Source organism: Croceitalea rosinachiae, from assembly GCF_031846445.1.
GTDB lineage: Bacteria > Bacteroidota > Bacteroidia > Flavobacteriales > Flavobacteriaceae > Croceitalea > Croceitalea rosinachiae.
In genome coordinates, this window is sequence record NZ_JAVRHR010000001.1 from 364332 (window position 1) to 383478 (window position 19147).

General features: G+C 35.0%; 16 protein-coding genes. 4 read left to right on the plus strand and 12 right to left on the minus strand.

Features of this window, described 5'->3' with window-relative positions; translation table 11 throughout:
- Nucleotides 1-29: 29 nt before the first annotated feature.
- From RM706_RS01610 to RM706_RS01625, 4 genes are all read right to left on the minus strand, one after another.
- A complete protein-coding gene (locus RM706_RS01610; protein ID WP_311349271.1) occupies nucleotides 30-626 on the minus strand; it encodes a hypothetical protein in 597 nt (198 codons plus the stop codon).
- 131 nt (nucleotides 627-757) lie between these two features.
- Nucleotides 758-3181 (minus strand): TonB-dependent receptor, encoded by a 2424-nt coding sequence (locus RM706_RS01615; RefSeq protein ID WP_311349272.1) that lies wholly within the window; start codon nucleotides 3179-3181, stop codon nucleotides 758-760.
- A gap of 43 nt (nucleotides 3182-3224) precedes the next feature.
- Nucleotides 3225-4319 (minus strand): DUF4249 domain-containing protein, encoded by a 1095-nt coding sequence (locus RM706_RS01620; protein ID WP_311349273.1) that lies wholly within the window; start codon nucleotides 4317-4319, stop codon nucleotides 3225-3227.
- Between the two features lie 328 nt (nucleotides 4320-4647).
- Nucleotides 4648-7329, minus strand: coding sequence for a DUF5916 domain-containing protein (locus RM706_RS01625; protein WP_311349274.1), 2682 nt, complete (start codon nucleotides 7327-7329; stop codon nucleotides 4648-4650).
- Between the two features lie 237 nt (nucleotides 7330-7566).
- Here RM706_RS01625 and rplM point away from each other — a divergent pair, with 237 nt between their 5' ends.
- The 4 genes from rplM to tsf all read left to right on the plus strand — a co-directional run bounded on the left by rplM (nucleotide 7567) and on the right by tsf (nucleotide 10667).
- Entirely contained in the window at nucleotides 7567-8022 is a 456-nt protein-coding gene (gene rplM / locus RM706_RS01630) for a 50S ribosomal protein L13 (RefSeq protein WP_311349275.1), read from the plus strand.
- Entirely contained in the window at nucleotides 8022-8408 is a 387-nt protein-coding gene (gene rpsI / locus RM706_RS01635; protein ID WP_311349276.1) for a 30S ribosomal protein S9, read from the plus strand. Before rplM ends, rpsI begins: the two co-directional genes overlap by 1 nt.
- 245 nt (nucleotides 8409-8653) lie before the next feature.
- Nucleotides 8654-9772, plus strand: coding sequence for a 30S ribosomal protein S2 (gene rpsB / locus RM706_RS01640; RefSeq protein ID WP_311349277.1), 1119 nt, complete (start codon nucleotides 8654-8656; stop codon nucleotides 9770-9772).
- A 70-nt stretch (nucleotides 9773-9842) separates the two neighbouring features.
- Nucleotides 9843-10667, plus strand: coding sequence for a translation elongation factor Ts (tsf, locus tag RM706_RS01645; RefSeq protein WP_311349278.1), 825 nt, complete (start codon nucleotides 9843-9845; stop codon nucleotides 10665-10667).
- Nucleotides 10668-10783: 116 nt separating this feature from the next.
- Here tsf and RM706_RS01650 read toward each other — a convergent pair whose 3' ends face one another.
- From RM706_RS01650 to RM706_RS01685, 8 genes are all read right to left on the minus strand, one after another.
- On the minus strand, nucleotides 10784-12286 hold the full coding sequence (locus RM706_RS01650) for a S41 family peptidase (RefSeq protein ID WP_311349279.1): 1503 nt from the start codon (nucleotides 12284-12286) through the stop codon (nucleotides 10784-10786).
- A 112-nt stretch (nucleotides 12287-12398) separates the two neighbouring features.
- The gene (locus RM706_RS01655) at nucleotides 12399-12935 is read right to left on the minus strand and encodes a hypothetical protein (protein ID WP_311349280.1); all 537 of its coding nucleotides are present in this window, start codon (nucleotides 12933-12935) and stop codon (nucleotides 12399-12401) included.
- 142 nt (nucleotides 12936-13077) lie between these two features.
- Nucleotides 13078-14319: a serine hydrolase domain-containing protein gene (locus RM706_RS01660; RefSeq protein WP_311349281.1), complete on the minus strand. Its 1242-nt coding sequence runs from the start codon at nucleotides 14317-14319 to the stop codon at nucleotides 13078-13080.
- Nucleotides 14320-14395: 76 nt separating this feature from the next.
- Nucleotides 14396-15178 (minus strand): cupin domain-containing protein, encoded by a 783-nt coding sequence (locus tag RM706_RS01665; RefSeq protein ID WP_311349282.1) that lies wholly within the window; start codon nucleotides 15176-15178, stop codon nucleotides 14396-14398.
- A gap of 88 nt (nucleotides 15179-15266) precedes the next feature.
- Nucleotides 15267-16400, minus strand: a complete 1134-nt coding sequence (locus RM706_RS01670) for a helix-turn-helix domain-containing protein (protein WP_311349283.1) — start codon at nucleotides 16398-16400, stop codon at nucleotides 15267-15269.
- A 165-nt stretch (nucleotides 16401-16565) separates the two neighbouring features.
- Nucleotides 16566-17396, minus strand: coding sequence for a DUF4097 family beta strand repeat-containing protein (locus RM706_RS01675; protein ID WP_311349284.1), 831 nt, complete (start codon nucleotides 17394-17396; stop codon nucleotides 16566-16568).
- 4 nt (nucleotides 17397-17400) lie between these two features.
- On the minus strand, nucleotides 17401-18267 hold the full coding sequence (locus RM706_RS01680; protein WP_311349285.1) for a DUF4097 family beta strand repeat-containing protein: 867 nt from the start codon (nucleotides 18265-18267) through the stop codon (nucleotides 17401-17403).
- Nucleotides 18268-18347: 80 nt separating this feature from the next.
- Complete coding sequence (locus RM706_RS01685; RefSeq protein WP_311349286.1) at nucleotides 18348-19145, minus strand: HEAT repeat domain-containing protein; 798 nt, start codon at nucleotides 19143-19145, stop codon at nucleotides 18348-18350.
- Nucleotides 19146-19147: the final 2 nt, after the last annotated feature.

Consider the following 19147-nt stretch of genomic DNA (forward strand, 5'->3'; position numbering starts at 1 on the left):
CTTTATTTTTATCTGTTCATTTTTTAAACTTATTCAACTACCTTAGTAAAAACAGCATCAGCACCAACATAATTATTTTCATCAATATCTTGACCTGCAATTATTAAGGTCACCTCATCTTCTAACACAATGGTTATAGTCTCTTCTTCTTGCATATCATTGATAAATGTTAACTGATCGCCGTCCAAGGACCACAACGTAGTTTCAAGATCACTTTGTTCGGGGCATGGAATTTCGAGTCCGTCAGCACCCAACCCAACTTCAATAAAGTTTGCCTTACTTTCAGAATCTACTGTACCATCATCTTTAAAATTGAAGGTAATTAAATCACATTCACCAGCAACTAAAAAGTCTAGAATATCACTAGCAAAATCTAAATCATCGTCATCAACTGTTTCATCAATTCTCAATTCTGTAAGAACCCATAAACCTACTAAATCAACACCTGAAGACATATCATCATCCGAGCCGTCATCATTAGAATCCATATCATCCATAGCATCATCGACCATACCGTCATCTTCCATTCCAGTTTGGTCAGTTTCCATGATATCTCCATCATTATCCGTGGAACAAGAGAAAACTAAAACACAAATTACAAACAATAAACTCAATCTAAGTTTCATAACTCTGAATTTTGGGGTATATAGGATTAGTAACGAGAAAATTTCTTACATAGTGTAAAAATAAGGTTCTTCTTACAAACGAAAATATTATGCAACTTTCAGGACTAATAGATCCATTTAATTATAATTTACTACTGAAACGTAAAATTATAGGTTAAAGAAAATAATGGGGAATTTAAAATATAAAGTTCAAAAGAACCTAAAGGACTATCAAGAAAAACATCACTGTTTTGTGAACCATTGCGTTGTGTGTAGAATCTGTTCAAAGGGTTTTTACGACCGTATAGGTTATATACCGTAAATGTCCAATCATTCAACCACCTTTTATTTTCTTTACTCTTACTAAAATGAATATTCCATGACAAATCAAGACGATGATATAGGGGCAAACGCGAATTATTTCTTTCAAGAAAAATTGGCACATCTATTCCATCACTTAATTCAATAGTTCCATTGGGTACTGTTAACGGCCTACCCGTTTGCCCTACAAAATTAAAACTCAAGGTATTGTATTCACTTCCTTCAAAATTAATAGTAGCATTAAGTGTATGAGGTATATCAAAATCAGACTCAAACCATTGATTATTATTGATTCTATCGCTCAAATCTTCACTTTCTGTGCGTAAAAGACTTTTTGACCAAGTATAGTTAAGCCATCCGTTTACTTTACCATTAGGTTTTTTTAAACTAAATTCGATACCATACGCCTTTCCTGGGATTTGAACAACTTCTCTATCCACGAATTGTTCCAAGAAAAAATCTGCCCCTGGTCTATAAGTTAAATTATTCTCAGATATCCTATAATATCCTTCTAATCCTACTTCAATAGCATTTTCATGAAAATTTTTATAAATCCCTACGCCAAATGCATCGCTTGTTTGTGGCAATATATTTGGATCTGCAGCCTTCCATCTTGATGTGGGCAATGGCGTCGTACTATTGTATATATTTTGTAAATATTGGTTTAGTCTTGCGTAACTCATCTTGATAGATGTATTTTCATCTAGAAGTATATTTATTCCCAATCTAGGTTCTATTCGATTATACTCATTGACTTTCTCTCCGTCTTCAAAAAATTCAGTATTCAATACGTTTCCTGTTGCGGTTTCATAATCATTTAGTGTAAATGGGCCCTGAAGCAAATAATAAGTGTATCGAAAACCAGTAGATAATGTCAAAAAATCTAATGGTTGCCAATTAAGATTTGCATAGCCTGAAAATTCATTACTTATTTCAGTATCAAGTTCTACGGGCAATACGGAGTTTCCGGTACCAGGATCTAATTGCCCTGGTTCTATCTTATAACGATTAGCCTGAATGCCTACATAATAATCAAACACATCATTAACCTGATTGGAGAATTCAGAAATAAAACTTGAATATTTAATTGAGGACTTAAACTTTATTTCATTTGGTATGTCAATTTCAGGAAAAATATTATCCGCATCATAATTGCCCGCAACGACTATATTGCGCAAAGTTATACTTTGATTAAAAGAATGCAGCCAATTTATGGTTCCATTTAAGGTTTGAAAATCATATTGGTTGTTCTCCGCATTGATATTCTCAATTCTTGAAATTAAGTCCAGCTTATAAAAATCTTTAGTGTAAAAACCTGTTAATGAAATTTGGTCTTTCTCAGTTGGCAGATATAATAATTTTAGGGTAGCATCGTAAAAATCAGCTTCTGTGTTATCAAGACGTTCCGAAAAAATAGGCAGCAAAAAATCAGTAAAACCAGCCCTGCCTCCGGCCACTACCATTAGCTTATCTTCTATTAAGGGGGCTTCAATATTGAATCGGCTGGAAACCATGCCTATGCCACCGGTAAGCTTAAACTTGTTGACATATGGGTTTTTTACTTTTATGTCAAGTACAGATGTAGTTCTACCCCCATAACGTGCAGGAATGTTTGACCGATACAAATCTATAGAGGATATGACATCTGGTGTAAAAACCGAAAAAAGACCAAACAAATGAGTTGGGTTGAATACAGGAGCATAGTCAAATAAAAACAAATTTTGGTCTAAAGAACCGCCTCTTACCGAAAGTCCATTGCTAATTTCACCAGCATTATTGACACCAGGTAACAAAGTTAATGCACGAAGTACATCAAGTTCTCCAAGAGCAGTGGGAATCTTTTTCAACTCTTGATTCTTTAACCGCAAAACGCCCATTTGGGGCGTAGTTATATTTTCATTCAACTTCTTTGCCCTGACAATAACTTCAGATAAGCGTTCTTCTTTCTCGTATAACTTTATATCTAAGAGGGTATTTTTCTCTAATTCTACCTCGATAGATTCATCTGCAAAACCTATAAAAGTAATTGTAATACTGTACTTATTTTTTGGTAGATCTATGAAAAACAATCCATTTTCATCTGTAGCACCCCCACAATTGCAAGGACTTAAAAAAATATTTGCATTATTTATTGGAATCCCTGTTGACGCGCTCAAAATTTTAAATGACAATCTGTATTCTTCGGATTGTCCTAGAAGAAAATTGAAATTCAATAGTACCAAAAGAAAACTAAATTGGACCCCTTTTTCAATCATTTTTGTATAAAATCTGTTTACATAAAACTATTCCATAATGTCATCAATCAATCCATCCTTCTGGACGAGTTCCTGTCCTAAATTGGCTCTCAACACAAGGAGTTGTTGATATTACCTTTAAACCGTTTCCAAAAAATAATTCCGCATTTTCAGTATCAATTAAGGTTTCTTCTAAAGACTTTTCTAAAATATTTGTTCTATCTATAAAAACTGATGCGGTTGATGCAAATGCTGCAGTAAACCTCCCTAACACATACTCTTCGCCATTATTTGGGTTAAACATATTACCCAACAGCGCTGCCGGGGGTGTAGCATTAAAATTGCCATTATTATCAACAATGTCTTTTAATATTTTAAAATATCTATAACCTTCAGCGGATATTGAGTATTGTTGAATCTCTACCAAAATATCATTCTTAGTAAATAATAAAATATCAGCAACAGGTAGATTGTTTATCTTGTTGCCATTACTAAATTCATCGGAAAAAATCTTGATATTCTCATTAAAACGTATCTTCCAACAATCGGTAGAACAGGTATACGTGTTGAATGGTTTAACCACAGTTTCATCTATACATGGTCCAAATTCAGCAATATATGCTCCATAAGATATGCATTCTCCATCTCTAAACAATCCACCTTCACAGATTTCACATGTAATTAGTTCTTCAAACGAACGGTATCTCCAAAAATAAAAATTGTCCTCTTGAGGAGGGTCATCAAAAGTGAATGATATTGAATGACCAGGCACAAAGTCATCTTCTGAAACACTAAACATAAACTCTGGGTCATAGGTGGTTTTAATCTCTGATATTGGAATCGAACCAGCATCTATAGTCTCTGGTAATGATTTATATTGTCTTCCATCTGGTAGAAGAATGTCAAGCTCCCAAGATTCTCCGGTTTGAACAGAAAAATCGTTTTCTGGCAAATAACTTTCGTCCTCTTCTACAAATACAACTTCAGTACCAGTTTCAATATTTTTGAGAACTACCCTGGCATTTTCAATAAATTCATTTTGATACCGATTGAAAATAAAATTGGACTCAGCAATATTTACGAACGAAGAGCCTGGCAAATTCGAAACGAAAGCATCGACATAGATTAGCCCACTCTCAAACTCGAATTCAGGGCTCACAGGTTCTGTGCATGCAAATAGAAAAAAACATAAAAGACAATGTATATATCTCTTAAGAGCAAAACTTTTCTTTTTCACATACTTAATGCAATTATATAGTTTGATTTGCATAGAAATCATCTAGGATATATAATTATTAAAACAAACTACGACTGAAGATTTATAATAATCGATACTTGAATATAGGAAGAAAAAATAAGCTTAAGCGTTAATAACTATTGAACTTGTCGTCTTAGTATAATAAATATAATTTTTACTCACAATCCTAAACCTTATTTAGTTAATGAATGCCTATATATTAAACATAAAAAGAGTTCTGATAAAAATATTAGAGAACAAAGCGATACGTAGCCTTCAATAAAAAGATGTTCTGAGGCGTCTGCCCAAAGATATTATCGTTCAAACCTGTAAGCAATCCATCAGATGGGTTCCCTGATTGGGACACATCTTGTGACCATACCAAGAAAATTTCTGATCCAGGAATATACTCCCATCGTACAACCAAATTAGAACGGAATTGCACAAAGGAAAAATCAGGATTTTCAAAACTAAAATCAGTATTTCCATCTAGATTCTCATCGATAGAGTAGGTATCCTCTGCAAAAGCTACTTGATTGGCATTGTATTGTAAAAATCTATCATCGAACCTTTTGGCAGTAGCGTTGGTCACATGCTTAAAGTTAGAGTAACGCCCTCTTGATATAAAAGGTTGCCCCCAATACTGAACCGTTAAATTAGGGTTGATGTTGAAATTAAAGCGAACAGACATACTCAATGTACGTTGTTCTATTTGCCCATTTAGATAACGTATACCATTATTTGTTTCTATATTATCTATATACTGTAGTTTATCATTATTAATGCTGTACTCAGGAAAGACCGAAATGCGAAGGGCATCAATAGGCTGGTACCGAAAACCGACTCTTACAAAATAACGCCTAATAGAGTTATCTAATGTTCTTCTGCCGTTATGGAATAAATTAAATCGCATTTTCTTACGACCATCAGTCCCGATGCCATTCCAAAATGTAACTTCTGGTGTTAAACGTAATCTTGGCCCACCTCGCAATGCAAAATTTGAATACCTAACTGGGGCATAATTAAATCCAAAATTTGAGAACCAGTTATTGGCCCAGTTTTGCCAAGAATTGGTATTGAAACGAAGCTCGTTGAGGTTCCCCGCAAAGCCCCAGGCACTCCAATGATTATAGTTTATTCCAACCCTTCTAAAGGTACTATCTGGTTTTAGTGTTTGATAACCAACCCAAGTATAATGACGAATATCATCTGCTTGACGTTGAAAACCAATATCGTTGAGCTCCAATTCTGGCGAGCGCCAAGTGCCCCCGCTCTCAAAACGCCAATGCCCATTTCCAATTTTTCCTATTTGAAGGTTACCTCCGGATCCAGTCAAAGAAGTTCTATTTTGATCAACTTCAACATGGTCGGCATCCACTCTTTGAAATAATCTTGTTATAGATTCTTGTGTATTTTGAATAGCCTCTTCACTACCCTGAACATGACTCAAAATAACATTACCCCCAAAGTACCAATCACGGTTGTTCCATTGATGCTTAAAATCTAATCCACCAGTGTAGGCAGATTTATGCAGAAAATCCAACTCATCGGTTAAATTATCACGATTGGTCGCTGTAAAAACTCCCCCGATGTAGGAATTGCGGTCATTAAAATCTTTTTGTGCTCGACCTACAAAATAATTGGTCAAGGGTTCTACCACTTCTTTTCTACGATCCCCATTGTTATCTATAGTCGCATATTTTTTTGCAGTAACGCTCTCCAATACCCCAATTGCCCAACCATCCTTAGTTTTACCACTGAATTTTGCAGCTCCAATAATTTGTGTGTTATCAGGAATATCAACAAACTCCCCATCCTCTGTGTCAGGAAAGCCTTGCGGACTTCTCCCAATTCTGCGAGAATAAAAAACATTATCAGAACCAAAGGTGTTTCCTGCCTCTGATTGAGAAACATTAAAATCAAAAATATTTTTATTCTCTACAAAAAATGGACGCTGTTCCCTAAAGAATATCTGAAATCCATCTAGTGCAATTGCCGATGGGTCTGCTTCAACCTGGCCAAAATCAGGATTCACCGTTAAGTCTAATGTCAAATCATTGGTAATGCCGATTTTAGCATCCAAGCCAAACGCAATATCCGTATCGTTACCATCCCTAAATGGATTACCCTCTTCTGCTTCATAAGTTTCTCCACTTGCAACTGTATAAGGTTGAATCTCTAATTGTTTTTGAGGCTCAATATTTTTTAACCCATGTAACTCACCAAACTCACTCACCCAACCTGGTTGGTCAATTGGTTTACGCTGCCATAACGATCTTTCTTCAGCTCTAAAAAACCGTCTAGTAGATTGTAAGCCCCATACCTGGTTATTAGAACTACTAAATTTTAATTGACTTAACGGTATTCGCAACTCTGCTGTCCATCCTTCGTCATCGATATTTGACTTAGTATACCAGATAGGGTTCCAACTACCATCCCAATTACTGCCATTATTTGAAACAAACTCATCCCCTTTTACCCCCGCCGCTGTCACAGTGAATGAAAAAGCGGTGCGTTTGTCATGGTAACTGTCAATATTAAATTCAACCCAATCCCCTTCAAAGCCATCTCTTCTAGACAGCCTTTTTATAATTTTATCAGGTTCGGCGTCATAGCAACGCACACCTATATATAAGTTCTTACTATCATATACAATCTTGAACTTTGTTTGGTAACTAGGAGGCGTATTCTCATCTGGCTGATTTTCAACGTAATCTCCAGTCCATTCTACCCTATCCCAAACCTTATCGTTAAGTAAACCATCAATTGATGGAGCTTCTTCTCCCCCAATATCATTAGTCACATAAATCTTTTTTGGGACTATTTCTGTTGTATCCGGTTCCTGAACAGTTCCTCGTACTTCCGAAGTTTCTTGAGCACTAGTTAAAAATGATAATAGAATTGTCGAAAGAAAGAGGGTTGGATTTCTCATTCATGATTCGTTTTTTGATTGATACTCCTTAAGGACTTATGAAAATCCCGGTAGTTACACTCTACCAAGATTTTTAAGATTTTTTTAACTCCTGAAACCCCATTTAACAAATCACTTATCTTAACCCATTAAAATCATAAAAATATTAATCAATAACCATTTGCAATTCAATCTAATAATTGTACATTTGCACCCCGTTTATCGGGAATAGTTTGAAAATCGATAATATTTCAAGAAGTGGATACATTAAGTTACAAGACTATTTCAGCCAATAAAGCTACTGTTCAGAAAGAATGGTTATTGGTTGATGCTGAAGGACAGACTCTAGGGAGAATGGCTTCGAAAGTTGCTAAAATTTTAAGAGGCAAATATAAAACCAATTACACTCCTCATGTTGATTGTGGTGATAACGTTATTGTTATCAATGCAGAAAAAGTTCAATTGACCGGAAACAAATGGGCAGATAAAACTTATTCACGTTATACTGGTTATCCAGGCGGTCAGCGTTCTACTTCTGCGGCCAGCTTATTAGAAAAACATCCTGAACGCATTGTTGAAAAGTCTGTAAAAGGCATGTTGCCAAAAAACAGATTAGGAGCCGATTTGTTTAGAAACTTAAAAGTTTACGCAGGTTCGGAACACGGCCAGGAGGCCCAAAAGCCAAAAGCTATTAATTTAAATGACTACAAATAATGGAAGTGGTTCATAAAATAGGAAGAAGAAAAACAGCAGTAGCAAGAGTTTATGTTTCTGAAGGAAAAGGAAACATTACTGTCAACAAAAAACCGTTAGAAGAGTATTTCACTACTGCAACCTTACAATATAAAGTAAAGCAACCATTTACTCTTACTGAAACTGATGGCAATTATGACGTTAAGGTGAATGTATATGGTGGTGGCATAACTGGTCAAGCAGAAGCAGTAAGATTAGCTTTAGCGAGGGTAATGTGTGAAATTAACGAAGAAAACAGAACTGTTTTGAAGCCAGAAGGTCTTCTTACCAGAGACCCAAGAATGGTTGAGCGTAAAAAATTCGGTCAGAAAAAAGCTCGTAAGAAATTCCAATTCTCCAAGCGTTAAAAATTGTTGGCGAGCGATCGCATTTATTATATAAGTCTAGATTGATTTTAGACAAAGTTCATTGAAAATCCTGATTGAATATTTTGATCAGGATTAAATTTTAATCAAAAGTTGTCGTTGTTCCAAAAAAGGTTCAAATGACTTTTTTGGAATTTAGTTTAGCATCTAAATGAATAGGGCGAAGTATTTTGTACTGACCACCGATTCATTGCTATCTCAACGGAACGTAAACTAATTACAGAAAAATGGCAAGTAACATTGAAGTAAAAAACTTATTAAATGCCGGTGTGCATTTTGGACACCTAACACGAAAGTGGAATCCGAACATGGCTCCTTATATCTACATGGAGCGAAACGGTATTCACGTTATCAATCTATACAAGACTGCAGCAAAATTACAAGAGGCTAATGAAGCTTTGAAGAAAATTGCGGGTTCAGGAAGAAAAATTCTTTTTGTAGCCACTAAAAAGCAAGCAAAAGATATTGTTGCTGAAAAAGTATCCAACGTAAACATGCCATACATCACTGAAAGATGGCCAGGTGGTATGTTGACGAACTTTGTGACTATTAGAAAAGCAGTTAAAAAAATGGCTGCTATCGATAGAATGAAGAAAGACGGAACTTTTAACACACTTTCAAAGAAAGAGCGCCTTCAAGTAGACCGTCTTAGAGCGAAATTGGAAAAGAACCTTGGCTCTATTTCTGAAATGACAAGATTACCAGGTGCAATTTTCATTGTAGACACCATGCGTGAGCACATTGCAGTTAAAGAAGCACAAAAATTGAACATTCCAATTTTTGCAATGGTTGATACCAATTCTGACCCAAGACCTATTGATTATGTGATTCCTTCAAATGATGATGCGGGTAAATCAATAGAAGCAATATTGACATCTGTTACTGAAGCTGTTGCGGAAGGGTTAGCCGAAAGAAAAGCTGACAAGCAAGAACCAAAAGCTGAAACCGCTAAAGCGGCACCAGCTGAAAAGAAAACTGAGCCTGTAGCTAAGACTGAAAAAGTTGTTGAAGAAAAAGCTACTCCAGCTGTTGAAAAGAAAGCTGAAGAAGAGCCAAAAAAAACTACAGCTAAAAAAGCAAAAGCTGATGACTTAACCAAGGTTGAAGGTATTGGCCCTAAGGCTGCCGAAGCACTTGTCGTAGCTGGCATTGCCACCTATGCCGATTTGGCTAAATCTAAACCTGACGCTATTAAAACCATTTTAACAGATGCCAGCCCAAGATTGGCACATCTTGAACCTGCTTCTTGGCCAAAACAAGCTCAAATGGCTGCTGATGGTAAATGGGATGAACTAAAAGAATGGCAAGACAATACCAAAGGCGGAATTGAAGATTCTGAAGAATAATTTAACCTTCACATAAAACAAAACACAGGCTTTGTGTTTTACTTTATATAAATTTTAAATACATAAACAAATGGCAAATATCACAGCCGCTGAAGTAAATAGATTAAGAAAAACCACCGGAGCAGGAATGATGGATTGTAAAAAAGCATTGGTTGAAGCCGATGGTGATTTTGACAAAGCCATCGAGATTCTTCGCAAAAAGGGTCAAAAGGTTGCTGCTAAAAGAGCTGACAGAGACTCTTCTGAAGGCGCCGCAATTGCTAAAGTAAATTCAGATAATTCAAACGGAGTTATCATTTCTTTAAACTGCGAAACTGACTTTGTTGCCAAAAACGACTCTTTTGTAACATTAGCGAATGAATTGGCTGAATTGGCACTTGGTTTTGATAACAAAGATGCATTTTTAGCAGCTCCATACAATGGTATGACTGTTGCCGAAAAGCTTACGGAACAAACAGGGGTTATCGGAGAAAAAATCGAAATAGGTGGTTTTGAAACTTTGAACGCACCTTTCGTTGGTTCATATATACATGCTGGAAATAAAATCGCAACTTTAGTAGGTCTTTCTGCCGATGTTGACGGTGCTGCTATCGCTGCAAAAGATGTGGCAATGCAGGCTGCTGCTATGAATCCGGTAGCTCTTAATGAAGAAGGTGTTGATCAATCTGTAATTGACAAGGAGATTGAGATTGCCAAAGATCAATTGCGCCAAGAAGGAAAACCAGAAGCTATGTTGGATAATATTGCAAAGGGCAAATTAAAGCGTTTCTTCAAAGACAATACTTTAATAAACCAAGCTTTTATCAAAGATAGTAAGCAGAGTGTTGCGCAATATGTAAAATCAGTTGATTCTAGTTTAGAGGTTACTGGTTTCTCAAGGGTTGCTTTGGGATAAAATATTTTTTCAAACGAAAAAGCCCCAACTCATCGGTTAGGGCTTTTTTGTTACATACTACTTTTAAAAGCACTAAAACAGGTAAAACAAAACCTTTTATATTAATAAAGCCAGTGTTATTTATTTTCAGATTCAGAAATAAGTTGACTTACTTTCTTTAAAACCATATCATTTTCATTCAAAATGTCAAACACTGAATTTCTAATCTCATGGTCAGGCTTAATACCATAACCATCGTTTTCATAAGAAACATGGGTGGTGTAGTTTACCAGACAAATCAAAATGCGGTTTTTTGAATTGGGGAGCGTCATAAAGGTCTGTATTCCACTAATATTGGTAACCGGATTTCCTCCGGTTTCTTCACCCACAAAAACAGCATCTTTTCGATGCTCTTTTATGAGACCGGCTACCTCTCCAGTTGCCGAAAATGACCATCCATCAATCAATACATAGAGATTACCTTCAAAAAGATTTTCTGAAGGATGTTGGGGTTCATTTGAAAAACCAGGTCTTTTTTTCATAGGATATCTATTTGCAACTTTTTCGTTAAGAAAATCGTTCTTAAATTCAGCACGGGACAAAATATCGAATTCATAAAGTTCAGGATTAGGTAGTGATCTCGTGATAGCGAATACATCTTTATATAAATGAAATGGGGTTTTTACAAGATGTCTCAATAACTCTAATTGAGGTTTTACGTCACCTCCTTGATTTCCTCTTAAGTCAAGAATAAGATTCTGAATGTTTTTTTGCTCTATAGTCTCAAAAGTATTTTTTATAAATTTATTAAAACGTTGTCCTTTGTCACTTTTAAATCCGCTACTAAACAAACCCACTTTCAGATATGCTGTTCCATTTTTGAGTTCAAAGGAATTTGGTTCTGCATTTCGACGCCACCACGGTACAAATTCTTTATCATAACGCTGCTTTAGCCTGCGCTTAAACTCTGGCTCTTGAATTGCTTTAATATCGATTGTAAGCTCTGCCCCATCAGGATTGATGACCTTAACACTATACGACTTAACGAGTTTAAAGAAGTGAGCGTACAACAGTCTAAATTCTTCTTGAACTATTTCTCTCGGTCGTGTTTGGTTGTAGCCATCTTTAAACCATCTATGAACCAAATAATTAAAAATTTCCATAGTAGGCTGCCCATTAATTGATTTTAATAGTGCACCTTCCTTTATATCATTTTGGCTTGACAGGTTATGCAATACGTACATCTCGTTTTCATAAAAATATAGGTCCAATGGCAATAAACCTGCCTTGTTAACCACAAAATCTTCCCACTTTGACGATGGAACCAATATTGTATGCCCATTTCTTATTTTGTTTGAAAGAGGTGCTATCAAACGAAAAAACTCTAGACTGTTCATATTATCTGTTACCCCATTTTTAAACTCTTCAAAAAAAACGTCCATTTCTTTCTTGGAGGTATATTGGTAAAGCTGTGGTTGTGCTATTTCTAAATTCGTTTTCAGAATTTCAAGGTCTTCAAGCAGAAGGTTTCTTTCAATAATTGGAGCAACCTCATCAATTTCTAGCTGAGCTGTAAGAAAATTTATTCTTGTTAAGTTCAATAAAATGAAAAACATAAGGGGCGCTCTTTTGGAAATCATATCAATTTTGGTTTAAAAAATTAATTAAAACGAACTTGAACTATATTCTTCCATTCAACCTACTTCAAAGAATATTCACTCTATTAAGTCGATTGAATAGATGAATCTTTAATCAATCTGCTACTTCAGGAATGTCATCTACCATTCCAATACGCCAAAAATCATTATATATGGAACGATATACGATTTCATAGTCAAATTCATTTCTTTCGAGTTTTCGCAGAAACTTCTCAGTTTTGATATACCTATCACCAGAACCCCCAAATTTGATTGCAATACGTTCTGCACCAGCAGGAATAGCTAAACCTTCGTCTATACTTGCACTTGCCAATACAGCTACACTATCTTTCTCAAAGATCCCAGTTTGTAGAAAATTTGCAAAATCCGTTTCATAGGTATTTCCATTATAGAATATTTTCATCCCTTCTATTATCGCTGGTCCTACACCATAATTGTTCAATGTCAGCGTGATTAAATCATCCTCAGGATTATACCCAGTTTCCATAATTAAATAGGGCATGACGGACAACCTGCTCTGTTTTTCAATAATACTCGTCTGTCTTACGAAAACAACGAGAGTGAATAGGCTGATAAACATCGCGGTCAGGGTTACAATTCTGTCTGGTGTCCAAAATTTATTCTTTTTCATTTTAGTTTTTAACTGTTTTCTAATACTATTACAATGAATTGATTTATCAACATATTGGTTTTTTGATTGTTAATCAGCTAATTAACTCTGCCAACTTCCAATAAAATTTTAATCATTTAACAACTTAAAAAGAGCAAGAACTCTATTGTTGAATAGATAATTCAATATAATTTTGAATTAATTGTCTTAAACCCAACTGTCGATAAGGCGATAATTGAACCATCATTACATATGCCAATTCGTTTTCTAAATCAATTTTGAAATATGTTCCAGCGGCACCTCCCCAACCGTAAACTCGTTCTAGATTGTTTTCATTTTTACCTCTTATTGCAAACCCTAAACCGAATCCATATTCTCCATAAGGAAGTCTTGGTCTTGGTTGAAACCTTTTTATTTCTTGCAAGTGATCTTTAAACATCAGGTCTATAGTTTCCTTTTTTAAGATTCGATATCCATTTAATTTCCCTTTATTCAAAAGCATCTGACAGAACCTCAGATAATCATACGTTGTTGAAACCAACCCACCGCCCCCATTAAATAAGGTTACCTCACTGGTGTATGGATTAGTCCGTTGATTTTGGACTACATATAAACCAATGGTTTCGCTCCAACCATAACCTACGGTAAAACAGTCAATTTTAGTTTTAGGTAATTCAAAATGGGTATCATGCATATTCAAAGGATGCAGTATATTATCCTTTAGATAGGTGTTCAGGTCTTTACCTGAAAGCACCTCAATTAGGTATCCGCAAATATTTGTGGAATATCCATATTGCCAATCGGTGCCGGGCTCAAAAAGCAAAGGAAGTTTACTTAGCTTTAGTACAAACTCCTTATTCGTTCTTGAAGATTCAAGATTTGCAGCAGCGTATTTTTGGTTAAGCTCTTCATTGTGACCCCTGCCATAATTAAACCCGGAAGTATGCCTTAAAAGATCAATTATTCGGATTGGATTATCCACTTTAACGAAACCAGAATCCGAATATCTATTCATGGCTTTAAACTCTGGAATAAATTTATAAAGTGGGTCTTGTAGTTCAAACTTATCTTGCTCATATAATTGCATTAACGCAACCGAAACTATCGGTTTTGTCATTGAGAATATTCTAAAAATACTTCTTTCATCGAGAAGCATTTTTTCTTCAATATTGGAATATCCGTAACTATTGAAATGAACTAAATTGCCCTTTCTTAGGATAGCTGTTTGTATGCCTGCTAGTTTTCCTTCATCGACGAGTTTGTGAAAATGCTTGTTCATTACTTGCAAACTATCCGGGTATAATCCAACCCTTTCTGGCTTTACTAAAGTAAAATCCAAATTTTGACCTAAAGCAATTCTATATGAACATCCTACAATTAGAGCAAGTACTATTTTCTTTATCATTTTCTTTGCTTAATTTAATTTGCTTGCATATATCCTTCTATATAATATATTTATTTAATAAAATAGTGAGAACAGATTACGGCAACCTAGTTTTCTCTATTGTTAAATATTTAATAAGTCCATGTCCGTCAGATTTCCAAATTCCTTCTAAACCATTTGGGACAATAAAAAAATCTCCGGTAAAAAAGGTTGTTTCTGTTCCTGCAAGGGTTTCTATAGTCACTTGACCAGACAAGAGTTGAATCAACATTTCCTTGGCCGGTTCTATTTGCCATTTAGACGGTCTTTCCGCCTTTAGCATGACCGTTAATTCCACTCCTTTTTTTAGAATCTCTGTATACTTACCATTATCATTTAATTGAATATGAACCCCAGAGAGCACTGACTTTTCAAACAGCTTATGTTCAATGTTTTCGGAGATAAGTGTTGAGTCAGCTCTAGTTGTAGATATTACAGAAAGCTCATAATGAAGGTTGTTTCCCGTTTTTATTTCCCATTCACCCGTATATCCTTTTGGTGCAAAGAAATAGTCACCCGAATTAAATAGTTGCACTTTGCCCTTTTGTGGCTTGACTACTGCTTGTCCATGAAACATATATACAAACTCATCAAGCCAAAAATTTCTGAAATCATTGTTCCAAGCTTCTGTAGAAACAACATAGATGCTTATATCGTCTCCGTGATATAGTCTTTTTTGATAAAATTCCTTCTCTGGTTCATCTTTTAAACTAAGTTTTTTTAACCCCACCCCGGATAATACAGATTTGTCCAAAGGAATCGCGATAATCGAATCGACCTGACCTTTTACCATTGTGCACAGAAAAACAAAACAGGCAAAAATCAAAACTTTAATTTGCATTTTCAGCTTTTTAAATTTTATTGTGATTTAAGACCAATTTATAATATTAGCCAAAGCTGTAAGTGCCAATAAAATTACTGGGACTATTTTAAGAGGGAATTTTCTTTTTGAACTCGGTTGGAGAAATACCTGTTTCTTTTTTAAAGGCCCGATAAAAACTACTTTTAGAATTAAACCCTGAGGCAAATGCCATCCCCAAGAGGGAGTACTTTTTATACTCCTCTTGTTTCAGTTTTTCCTTTACCTCTTCAACCCTACACTTGTTGACAAAGTCATAAAATGAAGTGTTTAAAGAATGGTTAAGGTATAATGAAAGATTTTTGTCTGAAATACCAACAAGGTCTGCTAAATCATTCAAAGTCAGTTCTTGTTGCAGGTACGGTTTTTCTTCAGAAATTCTGGCGTTAAGCTTGTCCTTAATGGTTTCCAATTCTTGTGATGACAACATCAATTTTTGTAATTGTCGTTTGCCATTTCCCTTTACTTCTTCGCTTTTGATCAAAAATTCCGGGAAATGAACAATGGATTGCTTAAGACCATGATATCCCAAATAAAATATTACGAAGGACAAAAACATTACAGAAATAATTCCCAAATCCCACTCAAAAGATGGTTTGAAAATGATATAAACTGTTATAACAACCATATCAAAGAGAAAGACAATGAGAAATGCCATCAAAAGCTTTTTCAGCCAACCATAGTTGTCATTCGTAAAAGTCGAATAATTAGACTTCATTAACTCTTTGTATTTTAAAAACAATCTAATTGAGAAAAAAATATAGATTAGTACAAAAATATTCTTGGCAAGAGCCACATAAGCATTTCGAAATAACCCAACATACTCAAAAATTTCTTCGCCATAATAAATCGCTATGGTCTTGGGAAGACTTACAACTATCCAATAAGTAATAAAAGGCACAAAATGTAGCCAACGTTTAAGAATAAGATTTTCTTCCTGATTAAAAATGGATTCTATATATAAAAAGACCAGGGGGCCTATTAGCAAACCAGCACCATCTTCAAAAAGAAGGGTAAAAGCAAAAAGCGCATGAATTTGATGTAAGTGCGCATAGAGAGTAAGTAAAATCATGGCGCTAAGACCCAAAAGAACAATTAATATCCCCTTAGGAAGCTCTCTTTTTTTAGAAGTAGTCAACATCACCAAAATTATAATCGTAACTACAAATCCAGATACTATTATAAAGTCGGCGAGTAGTTTCATTCTAATAATTGGTTAAAATACAGGGATTCTATTACCGCATAAAAACGAGGTAGAATCTAATATAATTGACAACGTTCATCCCAATTTGTTACAAAAAATACTAAAAGCACTACAAGTTTGTAGTGCTTTGTTCTCAAAATTAAAATAAATTTAAACTGATAACTATCAGTTCTGTTTCGATTTAATCATAATATCTCCGTTAAAGGTCTTAAATAACATTTCAGGTCCTCCTCCATTTATAGTGCCCTTAACCCACTGTTCTATCTTAACCTTGTACTTACCTGATGAACTACCTTTCTCCACTTCTGGTTCATTCTTAGCGACAGCCATATCAAAATCGGTATAAACATCTCCCATATCTGACTTCGCTTTTACATTTGCTCTTAAAGAACTTGGAAAAGTAACTTCAACATTACCGTTAAAACTGCTAAAAGCCATATCTGAATCACTAGTGATGTTTTCAAAGCTCACTTTTACTTCACCATTTGTAGTATCAACACTTGCAGAACCGCTTACTTTTTCCAAAGTGATTTCTCCATTGACATTACTAATTTCCATATCTCCATTTACACCAGAAACATTTATGTCACCATGATTAACAGTAGACAATTTTAAAGAAAAGTTTTTTGGTACCTTAATGGACAAATCAGTTTTTCTATTCCAGAGTTCATTCTCAATTTCTATAACATTATCCTTTTCTTCAGCACCAATGTTGAGGCTAGCATTGGAGATCTTCTTCATGCCATTACTATTTGATCCTTTTTTATGGCAGCTATCACAATCGTCATCTTGCCCAATTACGGCTTTAACGACCACCTCTTTTCCTTCATAGGCGACTACATCAATAGAACCTGTTAATTGATTAACAATCAGTTTACCTGGCTGGTTTGGATTGCTCAAAGGCACAGAAAACAAATCGACACTTTCTTCCTGTGCCATTGCATTGACACTTAATAACATGATAGCTGTTATAATAATTGATTTAAATAATTTCATGATGTTATATTTTTTTGATGAATACATTACCGTTTAAAGTTTCAAACTTAAAATCAACTCCCCCACTTCCAATTTGAACTACTGGGGTAGATTCATATTTATATTTTGCCTTTCCTTTAGGATTGGATTCTTTATTGGTTCTATTAAATTGTTTAGCAATATCAAAGTCTGTGTACAGTTCACCATTCATACTTTTAAAGGAAACATCGGCAGATAGTGATTCTTGATAGGTGACATTAATATCCCCATTTAAGGAATAGTACTTTGAAGCTAGACCTGGATTCTTTGTATAAGAAATATTAACCCCTCCATTAATGCAATGCACATTAGTTTGCCCCTGAACATTTACCAAATCGATTCCACCATTGATATTGTTCACTTTTAGTTTGTCACCTTGAGTATTGGTTATGCTAATATCTCCTTCATTAACAGTTGCCACATCTAGATTTATACCTTTGGGTACCTTAACCCTAAAGCTCAGTTTATGCTCATAAACCGGTTCTTCATTATTATTGCACCAATCAAATTTCAATCCCTTTTCATTATAGGAAATATAAGGTGCGTCCGGATGTAGAACTATTCTATTTTCCAATTCCAGAATTTTAATCTGAAGTTCTTTTTTCCCTAATTCTAAATCGACAGTATTATCAGCAAAAACCGCTCTCTCCACTTCTATTGACACCTTACTTCCAGAATATCCCTCAACTTCAATCGGCCCAAAAATATTTTGAATGACTAAGGTATTTTCAGAGGAAGAAGATGTAAAAGAAACTTCCTTTTCAATGACTTCCTTAAAGCTCTTTTTTTGAGCCTCAGCTTTCTTTGGAAGAAAGATTGCGGTCAGAGCTAGGCAAATAATTGTTTTTCTCATGATTTCTAAAATTTATTTGGCCGATTAAGCCAACCGTTCGTAATTTGATTGCGCCAATTAGGGCAGTTAATGAATAAACCCTATATAATTGCTTCTATGGTATTCTCTATTTTCTTCTTAACTGTAGTATCCAATTCCTTTTCCTTTAAAAGTTGCTTAAAAGGCTCGATAGACTTTTTCTCTTCTAAAGCTAACATTAGATTAGCCAAGGTTACTTGCACAATTGGTGACTTTTGATTTGGTATGGACTGTATCAACCCCCGTCTTACTATAGGGTTATCAATATAATTTGTTAATGATTCTATTGCTGCCAATCGCACATTTACATTCTCATCGTTATTCAGGGTTTTCAATAAAGCCCTGATAACGGTTTCATCCACATTTCCGAGTTTATTAGCTTCACTTACACCTTCTAACCTCTTATTGGCCGAGGGTTGTTTCAATAAAGTAAGCACCAATCTTTCACGAACTTGCTCGGTTTCATTAGTTGAAGCTATTTTTGGCGCAATAGCCTGATTAAGATTGTCTTGTTTCAAAAAATAACCCGCAGTTAGACCAATTACCAATACAAGTACTCCATATGCCAATTGAGGCTTAAAAATGCTTGATAGTGCATTTTGTAATTTTTCACCCCAATTTGATTTTTCTTTTTTCTTAACTTCTGAACTCAACATTTGAAAAAAGTGTTTATCCATTTCTTCAGACGGTTCAAAAATTTCCATAGAATCCAAATCTGACCAAGAAGACTGAAGCATATCAAAATCGGAGCTGTAAGTAGGGTTTTTACTTAAAAAAGTTTCAAAAAGAACTCTATCTTCCTGATTAATTTCCCCTTTCAAGAACTCCATTGCTAATATTTCAAATCTTTTACTATCCATTT

Coding starts and splice junctions, on each gene's coding strand:
- RM706_RS01610 (WP_311349271.1), bottom strand. CDS start 626: ATGAAACTTAGATTGAGTTTATTGTTTGTAATTTGTGTTTTAGTTTTC.
- RM706_RS01615 (WP_311349272.1), bottom strand. CDS start 3,181: ATGATTGAAAAAGGGGTCCAATTTAGTTTTCTTTTGGTACTATTGAAT.
- RM706_RS01625 (WP_311349274.1), bottom strand. CDS start 7,329: ATGAGAAATCCAACCCTCTTTCTTTCGACAATTCTATTATCATTTTTA.
- rpsI (WP_311349276.1), top strand. CDS start 8,022: ATGGAAGTGGTTCATAAAATAGGAAGAAGAAAAACAGCAGTAGCAAGA.
- rpsB (WP_311349277.1), top strand. CDS start 8,654: ATGGCAAGTAACATTGAAGTAAAAAACTTATTAAATGCCGGTGTGCAT.
- tsf (WP_311349278.1), top strand. CDS start 9,843: ATGGCAAATATCACAGCCGCTGAAGTAAATAGATTAAGAAAAACCACC.
- RM706_RS01650 (WP_311349279.1), bottom strand. CDS start 12,286: ATGATTTCCAAAAGAGCGCCCCTTATGTTTTTCATTTTATTGAACTTA.
- RM706_RS01655 (WP_311349280.1), bottom strand. CDS start 12,935: ATGAAAAAGAATAAATTTTGGACACCAGACAGAATTGTAACCCTGACC.
- RM706_RS01660 (WP_311349281.1), bottom strand. CDS start 14,319: ATGATAAAGAAAATAGTACTTGCTCTAATTGTAGGATGTTCATATAGA.
- RM706_RS01665 (WP_311349282.1), bottom strand. CDS start 15,178: ATGCAAATTAAAGTTTTGATTTTTGCCTGTTTTGTTTTTCTGTGCACA.
- RM706_RS01670 (WP_311349283.1), bottom strand. CDS start 16,400: ATGAAACTACTCGCCGACTTTATAATAGTATCTGGATTTGTAGTTACG.
- RM706_RS01675 (WP_311349284.1), bottom strand. CDS start 17,396: ATGAAATTATTTAAATCAATTATTATAACAGCTATCATGTTATTAAGT.
- RM706_RS01680 (WP_311349285.1), bottom strand. CDS start 18,267: ATGAGAAAAACAATTATTTGCCTAGCTCTGACCGCAATCTTTCTTCCA.
- RM706_RS01685 (WP_311349286.1), bottom strand. CDS start 19,145: ATGGATAGTAAAAGATTTGAAATATTAGCAATGGAGTTCTTGAAAGGG.